The organism is Pseudaestuariivita rosea, from assembly GCF_017592335.1.
Classification (GTDB): Bacteria; Pseudomonadota; Alphaproteobacteria; order Rhodobacterales; family Rhodobacteraceae; genus Parasulfitobacter; species Parasulfitobacter rosea.
Genome location: NZ_JACNMP010000052.1, coordinates 1 through 16,967, shown reverse-complemented (window position 1 = coordinate 16,967; position 16,967 = coordinate 1). Strand labels below are relative to the sequence as shown.

The 16,967-nt window shown below is 58.1% G+C and carries 16 protein-coding genes and 1 pseudogene; 3 read left to right on the top strand and 14 right to left on the bottom strand.

Features of this window, described 5'->3' with window-relative positions; all coding sequences use genetic code 11:
- Positions 1–123: 123 nt before the first annotated feature.
- Genes H7848_RS18730 through H7848_RS18720 form a run of 3 tightly spaced genes read right to left on the bottom strand, consistent with a single transcriptional unit; the run spans position 124 to position 3,088 of the window.
- The gene (locus tag H7848_RS18730) at positions 124–1,314 is read right to left on the bottom strand and encodes a hypothetical protein (protein ID WP_208354408.1); all 1,191 of its coding nucleotides are present in this window, start codon (positions 1,312–1,314) and stop codon (positions 124–126) included.
- Positions 1,311–2,723, bottom strand: coding sequence for an RtcB family protein (locus H7848_RS18725; protein ID WP_208354407.1), 1,413 nt, complete (start codon positions 2,721–2,723; stop codon positions 1,311–1,313). Before H7848_RS18725 ends, H7848_RS18730 begins: the two co-directional genes overlap by 4 nt.
- Positions 2,720–3,088 (bottom strand): hypothetical protein, encoded by a 369-nt coding sequence (locus H7848_RS18720; RefSeq protein ID WP_208354406.1) that lies wholly within the window; start codon positions 3,086–3,088, stop codon positions 2,720–2,722. Before H7848_RS18720 ends, H7848_RS18725 begins: the two co-directional genes overlap by 4 nt.
- Between H7848_RS18720 and H7848_RS18715 the strand changes: the two genes are divergently transcribed.
- Positions 3,070–3,666 carry a hypothetical protein gene (locus H7848_RS18715; RefSeq protein WP_208354405.1) on the top strand — a complete coding sequence of 199 codons (597 nt, stop codon included), beginning with the start codon at positions 3,070–3,072 and terminating at the stop codon, positions 3,664–3,666. The two genes, H7848_RS18720 and H7848_RS18715, sit on opposite strands and share 19 nt — an antisense overlap.
- 121 nt (positions 3,667–3,787) lie before the next feature.
- Here the strand turns inward: H7848_RS18715 and H7848_RS18710 are convergent, their stop codons facing one another.
- Positions 3,788–5,344, bottom strand: coding sequence for a vWA domain-containing protein (locus H7848_RS18710; RefSeq protein WP_208354404.1), 1,557 nt, complete (start codon positions 5,342–5,344; stop codon positions 3,788–3,790).
- Positions 5,345–5,520: 176 nt separating this feature from the next.
- Between H7848_RS18710 and rtcR the strand changes: the two genes are divergently transcribed.
- Positions 5,521–7,092 (top strand): RNA repair transcriptional activator RtcR, encoded by a 1,572-nt coding sequence (gene rtcR, locus H7848_RS18705; protein WP_208354403.1) that lies wholly within the window; start codon positions 5,521–5,523, stop codon positions 7,090–7,092.
- A gap of 113 nt (positions 7,093–7,205) precedes the next feature.
- Here rtcR and phoB read toward each other — a convergent pair whose 3' ends face one another.
- The 7 genes from phoB to H7848_RS18670 form a co-directional block, all read right to left on the bottom strand.
- The gene (gene phoB, locus H7848_RS18700) at positions 7,206–7,895 is read right to left on the bottom strand and encodes a phosphate regulon transcriptional regulator PhoB (RefSeq protein ID WP_208354400.1); all 690 of its coding nucleotides are present in this window, start codon (positions 7,893–7,895) and stop codon (positions 7,206–7,208) included.
- An 11-nt stretch (positions 7,896–7,906) separates the two neighbouring features.
- Complete coding sequence (gene phoU, locus H7848_RS18695) at positions 7,907–8,617, bottom strand: phosphate signaling complex protein PhoU (protein WP_208354398.1); 711 nt, start codon at positions 8,615–8,617, stop codon at positions 7,907–7,909.
- 13 nt (positions 8,618–8,630) lie between these two features.
- A complete protein-coding gene (pstB, locus tag H7848_RS18690) occupies positions 8,631–9,428 on the bottom strand; it encodes a phosphate ABC transporter ATP-binding protein PstB (RefSeq protein WP_208354397.1) in 798 nt (265 codons plus the stop codon).
- Positions 9,429–9,438: 10 nt separating this feature from the next.
- Positions 9,439–10,800, bottom strand: a complete 1,362-nt coding sequence (pstA, locus tag H7848_RS18685) for a phosphate ABC transporter permease PstA (RefSeq protein WP_208354396.1) — start codon at positions 10,798–10,800, stop codon at positions 9,439–9,441.
- Positions 10,797–12,269 carry a phosphate ABC transporter permease subunit PstC gene (gene pstC / locus H7848_RS18680; protein WP_208354395.1) on the bottom strand — a complete coding sequence of 491 codons (1,473 nt, stop codon included), beginning with the start codon at positions 12,267–12,269 and terminating at the stop codon, positions 10,797–10,799. The genes pstA and pstC overlap by 4 nt, the downstream gene beginning before the upstream one ends.
- Before the next feature lie 75 nt (positions 12,270–12,344).
- Entirely contained in the window at positions 12,345–13,382 is a 1,038-nt protein-coding gene (locus H7848_RS18675; RefSeq protein WP_208354394.1) for a substrate-binding domain-containing protein, read from the bottom strand.
- 131 nt (positions 13,383–13,513) lie between these two features.
- Positions 13,514–14,596, bottom strand: a complete 1,083-nt coding sequence (locus H7848_RS18670) for an ATP-binding protein (RefSeq protein ID WP_208354392.1) — start codon at positions 14,594–14,596, stop codon at positions 13,514–13,516.
- A 161-nt stretch (positions 14,597–14,757) separates the two neighbouring features.
- Here H7848_RS18670 and H7848_RS18665 point away from each other — a divergent pair, with 161 nt between their 5' ends.
- Positions 14,758–15,099: a hypothetical protein gene (locus H7848_RS18665; protein ID WP_208354391.1), complete on the top strand. Its 342-nt coding sequence runs from the start codon at positions 14,758–14,760 to the stop codon at positions 15,097–15,099.
- A gap of 63 nt (positions 15,100–15,162) precedes the next feature.
- Here the strand turns inward: H7848_RS18665 and H7848_RS18660 are convergent, their stop codons facing one another.
- From H7848_RS18660 to H7848_RS18650, 3 genes and pseudogenes are all read right to left on the bottom strand, one after another.
- On the bottom strand, positions 15,163–16,362 hold the full coding sequence (locus H7848_RS18660) for a multidrug effflux MFS transporter (protein ID WP_208354388.1): 1,200 nt from the start codon (positions 16,360–16,362) through the stop codon (positions 15,163–15,165).
- Between the two features lie 172 nt (positions 16,363–16,534).
- Positions 16,535–16,666, bottom strand: a pseudogene (locus tag H7848_RS18655) (IS3 family transposase); the annotation flags it as partial.
- Positions 16,659–16,967 (bottom strand): transposase (locus tag H7848_RS18650; RefSeq protein WP_208354387.1); only part of this gene is annotated, 309 nt, incomplete at its 5' end. The gene H7848_RS18650 and the pseudogene H7848_RS18655, both read right to left, overlap by 8 nt.

Here is a 16,967-nt window from a genome sequence, read left to right as displayed (position 1 = left end):
TTGTGGGACGTGATCCTCAAGCGAGAATTCATAGAACAGCGCAGCTTGTGCTTCCTGTTTCGGTCCCATCATCGCCAATGCCCCCAACCAATAAGGGAATTGAATCAGTCTTGGGCAACGCGATCAACAAGTGTTTTTCAACAAAATACGCCGAAAAAGAACCTTGGTGGCCCGGCGTGCCCGCGCCACATCTTTTTCTGTCAGGGCGATTAACTTCAAAGCCGTAACCGCGCGCGGTTCACCACACTGCGCAGCAGCCACAAGGCACTTATCATCGGCGTCGCGCTGCCACAGATCAAACAGAACACTGCCGTCCTCTTGATGCCCATGCCGCCCCAGAACGCTGGCCGCACGCGGGCGCATGTCTGTGTCCAGCAGCGATAACAACCACCCCCGCACGTCAAAGCCCTGCTTTTTCAAAGCAAAGATGGCCGTATCCGACAGCCCCCTGCCATGATCCAGCGCGAACGACCGCAACAGACTGTCGGACAGCGGTTCATCAGACCGTTCGACCAGATGTTGCAGCGCGATGTTCTTTATCGCGGGCACATGGTCTGACAAGGCAAGCTGCGCCAGTTGAACGGTGTTAATGTCCGCATTGATGGGTCGGGTGAACAGACGACGCCCGAAACCCTGCCCCTTCCAGTGATGGGCCCCACTCAACGCGGCGCGCAAGGCCATCGCCCGCACCCGTGGATGCCGGGCCTGCAGTGCCATCAGATCAAGGTGATCGTCCAACACAGGCGCGCGCAGTAGAAAGCCAAGCGTATTTGCCGCATCATCACCAGCATCATTCAGAACGCTATCTTTCAACCGTCGGGAAACATCCGAAACCTCAAGAAGTTTCAGGCGCGTGGCCTGAGTGTCCCCGGCACGCCGACCATATCGGTCTTCGTCAATGATCAATGGGATACAGGCCGGAATGGCGCGGGCCAACTGATCAGGTTGCGTCCGGATCAGCAGCCCCAGTGTTTCGATTGCAGCACGGCTGACGGGCAGAACCCAGTCATTCAACCGCAGCAACAAAAGCGCCAGGGTAAAGGGCTCGTGCACAGTCTTAATCGCACGCAATGCTTTTTCCCGCTGCCAACCAGACCCCGATGTTGTCATGGCATAATCCAGCCCTGCCACACTGATACCCTCGACGACAGTCTGGAAAAACCCCTGGGGCGAAACATGCCAGCGCATCTCACCGGCCAGTTTTGCCACGAAAAGCGGGTTATGCTGCTCTAGCACTTCGACCAGTCCGGGCTGGCCTGACTTTGCCCGCTCAAACGCGGGACCAAAGCCCGGGGCCAGCGATGCACGTGTCATCGCCGCCCCCGTTTCCTGTTTTTCCAGAACGGCGGGACGTCGCCGGCCATGATGCAGCCGTAGGGGTCGATATAGTCCTCGATCTCGGCCAAACCGTAGTCCTTGATCTGGCGCACGACCGCATCGGCCTTTTTATAGCTCGACGGCAGTTCGGACGCATCCACACCGCCCGCGTGGAACCGGATATCCAGCCCCTGCGTTTCGGCCTTCAGCATCTGATCGGCCGTCATCGACCCCATCCGACGCTTGTGTTCCGAGCGCGAGAAATTCCGCCCCGCGCCGTGCGGACTGAAACCCAGCCCGTGATCCGTATCCTGCCCGCGCACGACCAGAACTGGTTCGGACATATTCAACGGGATCAGCGTCAGACCCGTGGCATCGGCCGCATAATCGCCCCAGGCGGGCGTCGCGCCCTTGCCATGATAGAACAGATCACCCCGCTTGAAGACGAAGTTATGTTCGTTCCAGAACCGATCGTCCGAGTTCACGCGCGCGGCCTCAACCGTGGCCTGATGGATCGCGTTATGGTTGGCCTTGGTCCATTTGCGGATCAGCTGCAAGGCATCCCAATACTCGCGCCCATCCTCGGTATCGGCCGGAATCCAGGCGTTCTGCTTCAGCGTGTCTGGCGACAGTTCGCGGCGGTATTTCTGCGCCACGTCCATCCCCAGCTTGTACAGCACAGCCCCCGGGCCGCGCGACCCGTGGTGGGTGACAATCGCCGTGCGCCCCGTCTTGCGCGACCGGCCCACAAACAGAAAGTGGTTCCCGTCGCCCTGGGTGCCCATATGTTCCTGCCCCATGCGTAAGATCTTGGGATTGTTCAGAAAACGGTTTTCCCGAAACGCATCCAGCAGCTTCAGTGACGTCGTGAAGCGTTTGCCCTGTGGCCGCCCGCCGGGGCCGAAATGCGTGACCGACTGCGCCGCATCCAGCACAGCTTTGGGGTCCGCATCACCCAGGTCCGTCATCATGACCGAACAACAGATATCGGCCGAGTGCATGCCCGGATGGATCGCATTCCGCGCTGCCGCCACGCCGCCCACAGGGATCGTGCCGACAGGACCGGCGGGGCAGGCATCGGGCATGATCGCACCCGCCTCAATCGTGGGCGTCCGCATCAGCGCCGTCATGGTCTGGCGCACATCTTCGACGTTTTTCAGCTCGTCCTCATCCTGCGCTTCGATATTGACCTCAAACGGCACCTCACCGGTTGCGCGCAGGTCCAGCTTGGGCGGCAGGGGCACGATTTCGCCTTCCAGCATCTGGCGGATTTTGATCATGCCATAACCCTGATCCCGCGCCTCATTCGCGCGCACCAGCAGGGCCTTGAACTTCGGCCCCGGGGCGTGGCCCCATTCAATCAGATGGTCGCCCGTGATCGGGTCTTTTTTATCAGTCTCGGTCATTCTTGTTCTTTCCATTCGGTATTTTTTGTCTCGGACACAAAGTTGCGAAGCGTCCAGCAGTCCGAGCTTTCAGTGCCCACTTCCGCCCCGCATGTGCAAATACGGTTCGGTCCATCGATGCCAGAGGGTCCGCAACATCCGCTCAGTCGTCTGGTCAGCGTTGTATAGCAAACAGCATCGGTTAAATCAGAAAGGCTCAGCCAGATGCCCTCTTGTATGCGCGTGCCAGGCCACTCATCTTTTCGGGCCTGCAAGACCTTGTCCGCCATCACCAGACCATAGCCCGGTGGAACCGTGTCAACGGGTTCCGCGCCGGGGTCACATTCCTTGAAATGACATAGCGCCTGTGCCTGATCATCTGCCACAATGGGCACTAACCAGTGTGTCAGCCGGGTTTTACATTTCTTACAAAAAAGCGCGTGCTGTTTCATCATTTCAACTTTCTACAACAATATCGAACCCCCGCGACAAGGGGGTGAAACGGGAACTGCTCTACCAACTGAGCTACGCTAACCGATTGTCAGCGGCAGGATTCGAACCTGCGACACGATGTAGTTCCACCAGCATTCGCCGGGGTTTTGTCCTTTCTTTGTCTATCAGCGCTGAGGGCAGCGACCGACCTCGGGTGGGCGAGAAGCGCCCTCCCGTGGGGGAGGTCGGGCGCGGCCCGGTGGTGCCCACCGGGCGGGTAAGTCGTTCAAACAACATTTTCATTTCCATCCAGTATTCACTCAGTCAGGAGGACAAAAATTTGCAAGACAGCCCCTTTTGGAGGGGCGGGATCGTTAACAGCGATGTAGTCCTGCAGGCATTCCTCCTGACCTTTCTCTCATTCGGGTCCGGCGACAAGGTGGGGGTGAAACAAACCGCGCTCTGTCGTTTGAGCTACACCGCGGACGGTGGTGGGATTTTTACCCACATCTCGGGCGTTATAGGCATGTAGTTCCACCGGCATTCGCCGAAATTCCGTTCCAATCCAGATGGGCCAGGCGGACAAGAAATCCGTGAGACGGGACATGGTTCTGGATGTAGTCCCACAGGCATTCCGCCTGACCCTTTGTTATCTACAGCGCGATCTTATCGATCTCGCCCACCCAGTACTGCGGCCCCATCCGACCCGACGCGAACGCCGCGATCTGGTCAAAGACAGTGTCTGAAAACCCACCGATGTTCAGAACATCGGACCGGCTTTTGGCCTGGGTCGTGCCGTACGGCGCGATGTCGATGCAGACCAGTTTGGCCTGTGGGTTGCGCCGTTTCAGCACCTCCCACTGATACATCATATGCGTCGCCTGACCGCCGCCCTGGGCATCCACCCAGGACTGGTTGTCCGACACAAACACCACCAGATCAGGCGCCTGGTTGCGGTCGTTCAACCATTCCAGCGGCGCGGAACAGTTCGTTCCACCACCGGCCAGATCGGCCAGCCGTTCGGCGTTCGTCAGGATCGTATCCCGCGCCTGAAGACGCGATGTCCGAACCATCCGCTCAAACGGCAGAACGGTTGCCGCCGGATTACGACGCAGGATGCTGGCCGCCACAAGGGCTGCCACATCCACATGCCGCACGGCCGAGCTTGCGCCCGTCCGATACCCGGTCACAGGCCATGTCATCGACCCCGATACGTCCGGGCAGACGACAACCTGACCTTCGATCACCGGCACGTTCTGCACCGCGACTTCCATCGCATCATGCAGCGCGTCGCGGATTTCGCCCGGCATCTCGTCCGACACCGACTGCGCGGCCACCATCAGCTGGTACGGGAACACCCGTGCCTTGGCGATCCGGCTCGCGTCGCGCAGAACATCGGCCACATGGGTCACCATGCGCTGATGTTCAAACACGCCGTGACGCAGGAAGGTGTTCAGGTTCATCCGAACCATCTGCCACGATCCGTTCTGCGCAATCCGCATCCACTGCTTCTGCGTCAGCGGAAGCTGCGTCAGCATCTGAAACGGCACATCCGGGACCGGGCCCTTGCCCGTTTCCTTGAACGCCAGATAGTCCTGCACCGCCTGCGGCAACTGCTCCACATCACACGGACGCCCGATGATCCAGGCAAACAGAGCTTCCCGCGCGGCCGAACCCGGCTTGGGGTGCACCATCTTGATCACATCGGCCAGCGATGGGTCATTGCCCACGTTGGCATTCAGGATCGCCCGGTCAGACGCGCTGTTCAGCCAGTTCGCGACCATCGCCTTGGGCGCAGAGCCAAGCGATTTCCGCCCCGTCTGCCCCGACCGGATGATCTGCACGAACGTCCGCAGCATCTTGCCGTTGTCGACCACGCGACCGAAAGCCGCCCGGAACAACACCGGATCACGCCGCGCGAGAGTCGCCAGCAGAACCGCTGGCATATCCTTCATATGCCCCTTGGCCCGCGCATATATCGCGGTTTTGGCCAGGAACTCGGCATCCACCGCTTCGGCCAGATCAAGGGTATATTCCAGTTCATCCTGCGGCGACTGGTAATACATGTTGCCAAAGGTCCCCGTCACGGCAACCTGGGCCAGATAATGGGCATCGGTATAAGCGTAGGCCGGTGCTGCGTGGGCATTCTTGGTGTCTGCCCGTGGCAGCAACCGGCCTTTCATCGATGCAAACACGGATTTGTTTGCCATTGCTTTGCTTCCTTCTTGTTTACAAGGATGAATTTGGCTGATTCACGTTGCGGCAAACAGGAAAAAGTAAAAAACGCATAAGGCATTGATACGATTAGATTAATTAGCGTTTTGGCTATAGAGCTAAGAAATAATACTATTTACAGGGATAGTTTTTTATACAAAAAGATAATGTCATGAGAAACGTAGTCATCGGCTTCCTCGGAACCCAGCTTGATATGGGCAAAAAGCGGCGTTGGCGGCCGTCGGTGCAGCTGTGCGGCCACGACGATTTCCCCGTTGACCGGCTGGAATTGCTTTATGACGACGAATACCGCCGTCTGGCCCATTCGGTCGAACAGGCCATCGCCAGTGTCTCGCCCGAGACCGAAGTGCTGCTGCGCCGCATGGATTTGGCCGACCCTTGGGATTTTCAAGAGGTCTACGGCAAGCTGTTCGATTTCGCCCGCGATTATGGCTTTGATGAGGACCGCGAACGTTATCACGTGCATCTGACCACCGGCACCCATGTTGCGCAGATCTGTTGGTTTCTGCTGACAGAATCCCGCCACGTGCCCGCGCGCCTGCTGCAAACGGGGCCGCCGCGGGGCGAAGATATGCCCGCCGGAACGCTGGATGTCATTGACCTGGATCTCAGCAAATATAACGCGCTGCAGCAGCGGTTTGATCTGGCCTCACGCGAATATAACGCGCTGCTGAAGGCGGGGATTGAGACCCGCAATCCGGGCTTTAACGCGCTGATCGAACGGATTGAGTTGGTCGCCACGACATCAGACGCGCCAATGCTTTTGTTGGGGGCGACGGGCACGGGCAAGACCGATCTGGCCGAGCGTATCTATGAGCTGAAACTGCAGCGCCGCCGGGTGAAGGGACGGTTTGTGCAGGTCAACTGCGGCACGCTGAAGGGTGATCGTGCGATGCCCACTCTGTTTGGTCGACGCCGGGGCGAAATGGGCGGCGCGGGCAGCGAACGCCGGGGGCTGCTGCGCGAGGCCGACGGTGGCGTGCTGTTCCTGGATGAGGTGGATGAGCTGGGCGTGGACGAACAGGCGCTGATCCTGCATGCCATCGAAAGCGGGCGGTACTACCCGATGGGCGCTGATCATGAGGTCACCAGCCGCTTTCACGTCATCGCAGGCGCGAACCGCGATCTGGCCGCGCTGGTGGCCCAAGGCCGCTTTCGCCCCGATCTTTATGCGCGGCTGAATATGTGGACCTTCACCCTGCCCGCCCTGCGGGACCGGCGTGAGGATATCGAGCCGAATATCGAATATGAACTGTCCCGCGCGGAAAAAACGCTTGGGACGCAGGTGGGCTTCAACACCGACGCGGCGCAGAAATATATGCGGTTCGCCAAAGACCCCGCGACGCTGTGGCCGGGAAATTTTCGGGACCTTGGCGCCTCGGTCCAGCGGCTGTGTACTCTGGCGCCCCGCGGGCGGGTCACCGTGAAGATGGTGGAAGATGAGATCACCTGGCTGACCGCCCAATGGGCGCGGGCCAATGAAAACCAGGATGCGCAACTGGTGCGGGATGTGCTGGGGGACGCCGCCGACGGGATCGACGAATTCGACCTGGTCCAACTGGCCGCCGTCATCCGCGCCTGCCGCCAGTCCGCTAGTCTGAGTGCGGCCGGCCGCCGCCTGTTCGCCGCCAGCCGCGCACAAAAGGCCAGCCGCAACGATGCGGATCGGCTGCGGAAGTATCTGGATCGGTTCGGTCTGACATGGGCGGATGTCAGCGCCTGATTTTATCAATCATAAGGAGCGCGCAAAGGCGCGCATTATCTCTGGCACTTCGTGCGATTTTGGGGCTTTGCCCCAAGCCCCAGAGTATTTTTGGAACAATAATGATGGTCTTGTTAACCCAAAGCGTAACCCGCGCCGCGGACGGTGCGGATGGGGTCCTGGCCGTCGTGTTGGCAGAGCGCCTTGCGCAGGCGGCCGATGTGGACATCAACGGTGCGGGTGTCGACATAAATATCGCGACCCCAGACGCGGTCGAGCAGTTGTTCCCGGCTCCAGACGCGGCCCGGTTTTTCCATGAAGGTTGACAGCAGGCGAAATTCGGTCGGGCCCAGTTTCAGCGGCTGGCCGTCGCGGATCACGCGATGGGTTTCGGCATCCAGAACAATATCTTCGAATTCCAGCTTCAGCCCGATGGTCGCGGGACGCGTGCGGCGCAGTTGTGTGCGGACGCGGGCCATCAGTTCGACCACGGAATAGGGTTTGACCACATAGTCATCAGCGCCGGTTTCCAGGCCCCGCACACGGTCGACCTCTTCGCCGCGCGCCGACAGCATGATGATCGGCACACTGCGCGTATCGGTGCGCATCTTCAGGCGGCGGCAGACCTCGATCCCGCTGACATTGGGCAGCATCCAGTCCAGCACGATGATGTCGGGCGACAGTTCGTCGACCAGCAGCAGCGCCTCTTCCCCGTTTTCGGCCTTGGACACCAGAAACCCTTCGGCTTCCAGGTTATAGGCCAGAACTTCACGCTGTGCCGGTTCATCCTCAACCACCAGAACTGTGGGTTGATCTGCTGCCATCTGTCGTGCTCCTACGCGCCTGTTAGATCATAGGCGGTTTTGTCACCTTTGGGACGCGCATCTTCGGGCGCCTCGCCGGTGACGTAATAGATCACCTGTTCGCAAATCGACGTGACATGATCGCCCATCCGTTCGATGTTCTTGGCGATAAAGTGCAGATGCATGCAGGCGGTGATATTGCGGGGGTCTTCCATCATGAAGGTCAGGAATTCGCGGAAAAGCGCGTTGTACATCTGATCGACATCATGGTCGCGCATCCGTATATCCTGGGCCAGCTCGGCGTCACTGTGGATATAGGCATCCAGCGCGTCTTTCAGCATCGTTTCGACCTCTTTCGCCATGCGGCGCAGCGCAGCCGAGGTACCCTCGATCTGCTGCAGCTGCACCAGGACGCTGGTGCGTTTGGCAATGTTCTTGGCATAATCGCCGATGCGTTCCAGATTGGCGCTGATCTTCATCACGCTGAGGACCACGCGCAAATCGGTGCCCATGGGCGCGCGCAGGGCGATGACGCGGGCGACCTCTTCATTCGCCTGTTCTTCCAGCGCGTCAATGCGGGCATCATTGCGGCGCACCTGTTCGGCCAGCTCTTCGTCGCGCAACTCAAGCGATTTGGCGGCATCGATGATGGCCTGTTCGACCAGTCCGCCCATCTTGACGATCAGGGCCTGCACGGCCTCAAGATCGCGGTCGAACGAGGATACAATGTGACGTTCGTTCATTTCTGTTCTCCGATCAGCCAATCCGGCCGGTGATGTAACTTTCAGTCCGCGGGTCCTGAGGGTTGGTAAAGATGTCGCCGGTTGACCCATATTCGACCAGATTGCCCAGATGGAAAAACGCGGTTTTCTGGCTGACGCGCGCGGCCTGCTGCATGGAATGGGTGACGATCACCACTGAATAATTCTGGCGCAATTCGTCGATCAGTTCCTCGATCTGCGCGGTCGCGATCGGGTCCAGCGCCGAACAGGGTTCGTCCATCAGCAGAACCTCAGGCTCGGTCGCAACGGCCCGCGCGATGCACAAACGCTGCTGCTGTCCGCCCGACAACCCGGTGCCAGGTTCCTGCAAGCGGTCCTTGACCTCGTCCCAGATCGCGCCGCGCCGCAGGGCGTTTTCGACGATATCATCCAATTCGGCCTTGTTCTTGGCCAGCCCGTGGATCTTGGGACCGTAGGCTACGTTGTCATAGATTGATTTGGGAAAGGGATTGGGTTTCTGAAACACCATCCCCACCTTGGCGCGCAACTGCACCGGATCGACATTCTTGTCATAGATGTCTTCGTCGTCGATCTTGATCACCCCTTCGACGCGGGCGATGTCAATCGTGTCGTTCATCCGGTTCATACAGCGCAGGAATGTCGTCTTGCCGCAACCCGACGGACCGATAAAGGCCGTTACGGTGTTGTCGGCAATATCAACGTTCACGTCCTTGATCGCATGGGTATCGCCATAATAAACCTGCACGTCGCGGGCTGCGATCTTGATGTCGTTGGTGTCCACGTCTCTCTCCAGAAGTCTCATGTCGTTCATGTCGATCCCCTTACCAACGACGTTCAAAGCGACGACGCAAGATGATTGCGATCAAATTCATCGTCATCAGGAACACAAGAAGCACGATTATACCGCCCCAGGCCCTTTCGTAATAGGCCGGATCGGCGCGTTTGGCCCATTCAAAAATTTGCGCGGGCATGGCAGAATTCGGGTCAAGGAAGCCGCCGACAAAACCATCCGGATATTCCGAGGCGATAAAGCCCACCATTCCGATCAGCAAAAGCGGTGCGGTTTCACCCAGGGCCTGCGCCAGACCGATGATCGTCCCCGTCAGGATGCCAGGCATGGCCAGCGGCAGAACGTGGTGGAAGACCGACTGCATTTTCGACGCCCCAACACCCAGCGCCGCATCGCGGATCGACGGCGGCACGGCCTTTAGCGAGGCGCGCGTTGAAATGATGATCGTGGGCAGTGTCATCAGCGTCAGCACCAGCCCCCCCACAATGGGCGCTGACTGAGGCAGATGCGCGAACTGGATAAAGACCGCCAGCCCCAGAATACCAAAGACAATCGATGGCACAGCGGCCAGATTCGAGATATTGACCTCGATGAAATCGGTAAACAGGTTCTTGGGCGCGAATTCCTCAAGATAGATCGAGGCCGCAACACCAATGGGCAGCGACAGCGCCAGCACCACCAGCATCATGAAGAAGGAGCCGATCATCGATGCGCCGATACCGGCCTGTTCGGGGCGCGATTCCGAGGCATCAGTGCCAGTGATAAAGCCCAGGTTGAAACTGCGCTCGACCGTGCCCTGTTCCATCAGATCGTCGATCAGCAGCAGATGCGCGGACGAAATGTTGCGGTCGCGCGCAATCGACTCACGCGTCACACGGCCCTTCAGGTATCCATCCACACGGCTGGACGCCAGAAACTGAAATTCAACCGTTTCACCGATCTGATCAGGGTTGGACAGAACATAATCGCGCAGTTGGGCCGCTGCACTGGCTGACATGATCGCCCGCATGGCCGCGCCATCTTCCAGCAGTGTTTCTATGCCCAAATCCTGCACCTTGTTTTCAAGCGCGGCATTGATCAGCGGGGCGTAACCGAATGTCGACACGCGCCGGATATCGGCCAGATCGCGGTTGCCGTTCTTGTCCAGCACAGCTTCGTCCAGCGTGACCTCCATCGTGATGAAGGTCTGGGTAAAGGCGCGCGACCCGTTCGAGATGATCGTGATCAGCATGCCCATCAGAAACAGCAGACCGATGCTGATGGCGATGATGCCATAGATCTTGAAGCGGGTCTCAGCCGCATTGCGGCGCTTGGTGCGACCGTCCTGCGTCAGCAAAGACGTCTTTTCCCGACGCGGGCGCGCTGCGGGTTGTCCTGCGGTGGCGTCAGTCATTCGTACTGCTCCCGGTATTTGCGGACGATATAAAGGGCAAAGACATTCAGGCCCAGGGTGATCACAAACAGCGTCATCCCCAGGGCAAAGGCCACCAGAACCTCGGGCGATGCGAAATCGGCGTCACCGGTCAACTGACTGACGATCTTGGCAGTGATGGTTGTCATCGCGTCAAAGGGATTGGCGCTGATCCGTGCAGCGGCCCCTGCCCCCAGAACGACGATCATGGTTTCCCCGATCGCTCGGGATGCCGCCAGCAGAACCGCCCCGACAATACCCGGCAGCGCCGCGGGCAGGATCACCTGCCGCACAGTTTCCGAATGGGTGGCCCCCAAGCCCAGTGACCCGTCGCGCATCGCTTGCGGCACCGCGTTGATGATGTCATCGGACAGCGAACTGACAAAGGGGATCAGCATGATGCCCATGACCAGCCCCGCCGTCATCACGGCCGTTCCGCCCTGCATCCAGCCCAGACCCAGATAGCCGTCATCGCCGAAGGCATCGACCAGCATCGGCCCCACGGTCAGCAGTGCGAAAAGACCGTAAACGATGGTGGGGATACCGGCCAGAACCTCAAGCATCGGCTTGGCAACGGATCGCACGGCGGGTGAGGCATATTCAGACAGATAAATCGCCGAAAACAGCCCGATGGGCACCGCCACCAGCAGGGCAATCACTGAAATATACAGCGTGCCCCACAACAGCGGCCAGACGCCCAGATCGGATCCGCCACCAAAACTGGGACTCCAGGTCAGGCTGCCGAAGAAATCACCGATGGGATACAGGAAAAAGAATTCGATCGTGTTGAAGATCAGCGACAAAACGATGCCGATCGTGGTCAGAATGGCAATACTGGCCGCAACAATCAACAAAACGCGCACCGTGGCCTCAACAGTGTTTCGGGCGCGGAAATCCTTTTGGGTGCGCGACAGGGCATAGCCCAATCCGCCCAGTGCAATCAGAAGCACAACGATGGTTTTGATCAGATTGCCTGTGTTGGTCATCGACCGGAACCGTTGCGCAGCGATCATAATCTCGGATGTCAGGTTCGATCCAAGCGCGACGCCTGCCTCGCCCAGACGCGCCCGTATATCGGTCAGATCGACACGCACCGACCGGGCATAATCGTCGGTGATCACCCCTTGGCTGACGGCGGTATCCAGTCCATCTGCCAGACGGCGCACATCGCTCATGACCAGACCGATGGTGCTGCCCTCGGGCACAACGCTGTCGGGGATATTGGCCTGAACCGTAAGACTGATGAAAATCGGCTGAAGAACCAGCCAGATCAGCAAAATCAGAAAGGCCGGGACAAATGTAAAAATCGCAGCATTCGATCCGTAATAGGATGGCAAGGAATGCAGATTGCGCTGGTCCCCACCGGCCGAGGCCAGGGCGCGACCACGGCCCAGAACATATCCGGCAGCCGCCAGGCCAGTGATAATCACGAAAATCCAGAAAACGGGCATGGAAACTGCGCCTTTGAAGAAGTGCCGAAAGACTTGAAGGACGGGGGCCGCCCGCAGGCAGCCCCCATGCCTGTTTTACATGCTGCTGCCCATGGTGTTTTCGTCAGCAACCAGCTGTTGTGTGCTGGCCAGCTCTGGATCGGAAACCAGACCGTATTGGGCCAAAGGACCGCTTGGACCGGCAATCTCGTCCGATACGAAGAACTCAGCGAATTCTTTCAGACCGGGGATCACGCCGATGTGGGCCTTCTTGATGTAGAAGTACAGTGGGCGTGAAACGGGGTACTCACCGCTGGAAATCGTTGCAACGGTTGGCTCAACACCAGACATTGTCGCAACCTGCAGTGTGTCTGTGTTGTTTTCATAAAACGCCAGACCGAAAACACCGATGCCGTCTTTGTTGGCGTCGATACGGGCCAGAGTTTCTGTGTAGTCACCGTCGATGTCGACCGAACGACCGTCTGTGCGCAGGCTCATGCAGTTGCTTTCTGCAGTGTCTTCGTCAACACCGCTATCCAGCATCGCTTGCAGGAAGCCACCGTCTTCACAGCCCTGCAGGATCACCTTTTCTTCGAACACTTCACGTGTGCCGTGCTTGGTGCCTGGCACATAGGCCTGGATTTCCTGGTTTGGCAGATCGGCGCGAACCTGGTTCCAGGTGGTGAATTCGTTCGCAACCAACTGGCCGTCAATGAAATGCTCGGCTGCCAGCGCCTTGTACCAGTCTTCCGGTGTGAATTCGAAAGAATTGCCGTTCACGTCCGACGCAAAAACGATGCCGTCATAGCCGATGCGAACTTCGATGATGTCTGTGACACCGTTTTCGGCACAGGCCTGAACTTCACGTTCGCGGATCGCACGGGATGCGTTTGCGATATCGATTGTATTGGCGCCAACGCCTTCACAGAAACGCTTCAGACCGGCAGAGGACCCGCCCGATTCAACAACGGGGGTAGGGAATTCAAAGTTTTCGCCAAAGGCTTCAGCCACGATCGATGCATAGGGCAGAACGGTGGATGATCCTGCGACCTGCACCTGATCACGGGCAGAAGCAGCTGTTGCGGAAACGGCAGCGATCGCCACGGCAGAGGCGGTCAGTTTCACAAAAGACATAAGGAAAGCTCCCAGTGTAGTAGGTTGGTGGACCCCACTTTTGGGGACCTTGGTCGGATGGCTATCTATTGCGCACAATGCTTTTGTGACAGTTTCGTAACAGTTTCATGACATTGGCCGATTTTCTGAACCTATCGCGCGGCAGGCCCCGCGGGCTGACGGGCAATCGGCGCCTGATCGACCGGTAAAAGCACAGTAAAACAACTGCCTTTGCCCTTTTCGCTGTCGACGCGCATCCGCCCCCGGTGACGGCTGATGATATGCTTCACAATCGCAAGACCCAGCCCCGTGCCCCCCATCTCGCGCGACCGGTGGTTATCAACGCGATAGAAACGCTCGGTCAGACGCGGAATATGCAGGGGATCGATTCCGTCGCCCTGATCACGCACCTCGATCCGCACGGCCGGCCCGCGCAGCGATGGTTCGCGCGGACTGACCTGCACCGCAACAGTGATCGTCTGATCCGACCGGCCGTATTTGATGGCATTGTCGATCAGATTGGTCATCACCTGCATCAGCTGATCAGGATCACCCTGCACCCAGACCGGATCAGTCGTAGTGGCCAGCGTCAGCCGCCCGCCCCTGTCTTCGGCCATGGGACGCAGGGTATCAACGGCCGACCCGATGATGGCCGCAACATCGACCCGTTCGTTCGGGCGCATGCGTTCTTCGCCCTCGACGCGGCTGAGCGACAGCAGATCGCGCACCAGCCGGTTCATCCGCGTGGCTTCCCGCTCCATGATGCCTAGAAACCGGTCACGCGCGGCACTATCATCGCGCGCCGCCCCGCGCAGGGTTTCAATAAAGCCCAACAGTGCCGTTAGCGGCGTTTTCAGTTCGTGACTGACATTGGCCACAAAATCCCGCCGCATCTGCCCCAGTTCTTCCAGATGGGTTGTGTCTTCCAGCGCGACCAGCACCGCCGCCTCTCCGTCACCGATCACGGGCGAGCAGCGCACGGCAAAGGTCGTCTCGCGCCCCGCTTCCGATCCGAAAAACCGCGCATCGCGGGGCTGACCGGTGCTGAACACCCCTTCGACCGCGTCTAATATCGCAGGCTGACGCAGTACTGTGATGTAACTGCGCCCGATCAGCCCCTGCCCAAACAGTTCAACAGCCTTTTCGTTCAGCGTGATCACCTTTTCGTCGCGACCGATCATCACAACAGGCGTCGGAATAGCCGAAATAAGCGACTTGAGAAATTCAACTTGCATGTCTGCCCCGGTCCTTTGACGCGACTACAAGCGAAACAAATTGTTTTTGCCAAGTTATTTCTTGAATTTACAACTTTTAGGTTTGACAAATCGCCGCACACATCCACATGGTGAAATCAGTAGAGTAACAAAGTTACAATGTTATCCGGAGACACGACAGAATGTTACATAGTATTATTGCTGATACAATGATGAAACGCAAAACGCTTCTTATAAAGAACCTCGCTCCGATTGATTTCACGAATACGAAAGATATTGAACAGATCGATATCACAGACCTTCCGAAACACGCGCAGGGTCTTGGGGATGAAGATGTGATTGCCGCCCCCCTGTTCGGTACTTTTGATGCCTTTGAAATCGCGGGTATTTTGCAGGACAATCACTATCAGGGCACCTTCCTGGCCATCAGCCCCGTCCTGCCCGCCCGCGACCAGATCATACACGAAATCCGCAAACAGTTCCCGAAGGTGAAATTCGACATCGTCGAGGCGCAGGATCTTTAGGACAAGCCTTGCGCGAAGACTGTTCCGGCCACGCAGCCCTTGAAGCTCACTGCACAGTGTCGGTCAGCGAAGATCCAGTTTTGCTGCTTTGCCCCGCAGGCTGATGGCCAGGACAACGGCCAAAAGCCCCATAGCCGAGGACACAAGCATCAAGATCAAAAGCATCAGCGCAGGTCCCTCGGATGGCAGAAAAATGCTGGTAAGGGTCGTTAGAACGGCACCTCCTGTAACGGTCAATGCGCCATTCAGGCCTGCGGCACTGCCCGCCAAGGCCGGTCGAACCGACATCGCCGCGGCGTTGCTGCTTGGGGTCGTGATGCCATTGCCCAGACCGACGAACAGAGTGCTGCCAAAAAATAATAGTGGCGACACAAATCCCAAAAGCATGACCAGGATGCCCGCCACCAATCCGGCACAAGCAATCAGCCGCCCTGCCATCATCATGCCCGTCGGCTGATACCTGGATGCCAGACGACCCGCAATAAAGCTGCCCAGCAGGAACCCCACCGTTATGGTTCCGATCAAGACGCCCAGCCTGGCTGTTGTGACCCCAAACTGCGACTGCGCCGCCAATGGCGCCCCTGTCAGAAAGATATAAAACGCACCAACCGAAAAGGCGCTGCAAAAGGAATAGGACCAAAAAAGCGGATCCCGTATCAAATCAAGCGTCCCTTCGGCACGTGACCTGCCGCTTTTCAAAGCGACGGGCTTTGTCTCGACCAAATCCAGTTTGCAGACCGCAAACAGAATGGCGCCAAGGGCTGCATAAAGATAGAAATTCGCACGCCATCCGAAGACAGTATCCAGAACACCCCCCAGCATGGGCCCAATCATCGGCGCAATCGCCATCGCCATACTGATATAACCGATCACTGCTGCGGCCTGCTGTTCGGCGTTCGTGTCACGGACAATTGCCAGCGACAGGACATAGCCTGTGATCATCCCACCTTGCAGCATCCGGAATGCCAGAAAAGTCCATACATCTGTGGCAAAGGCACAGCCAATCGAAGCCATCGTGAAAACGATCAGAGCAGCCAATATCACCGGGCGCCGGCCAATACGATCCGACAAGGGTCCCACGATCATCTGGATGATCGCCGTCACCGCAAGATAACCCGCCACCGCAAGACTGACCGTGGCATAGTCCGCTTGAAGATCAACAGCAATATTGGCAAGCGATGGCAAAAACATGTTCAGCGACAGAACCGATACGGCCGTCAGAAGAATAAGCGTCAATAAGGCGGGCCGCGTTTCAGCTTTCATCGCTTTGGTTCGCTTTGTTTATAGACTTTCACATTCGGCACCGCTGGCGCGGGGCATTCTGTGACCTCAGTCAACAACCTGTGCGATGCCGGCACAATCGTTTTCTACGCCTTTCCTTTTTAGCCGACATGCGCGGGCCTGTGACGGTCTGAACTGAGGTGCCTCTAATTTCCTAGACAGCTGCCTTCTTCAGTTTCTGCTGTCTGTTTTTGAAGTCAACGGGCGACAACATGCCGTTGTTTGTGTGCTTGCGCTTCGGGTTGTAGAAGAGCTCAATATAATCGAAGACGTCGCGCCTAGCTTCCTAGGGTCAGGACACATAGCCAGTACATAACGATTGCCGCGAGGGCGATGGCCGACAGTAAGACCTTTGGACATCTGTCGTATCGCGTTGCCACCCGGCGCCAATCCTTGAGCCTGCCGAACGTGATCTCGATGCGGTTGCGGCGTTTGTACCGGCGCTTGTCGTACTTTACGGTTTTCTTCCGCTGCTTTCGGCCGGGGATACATGCGCGTATTCCTTTGTCTTTCAATGCTTCTCTGAACCAGTCGGCGTCGTAACCACGATCACCCAGTAGCCAATCGACCTGCGGCAGGCTGCTGAG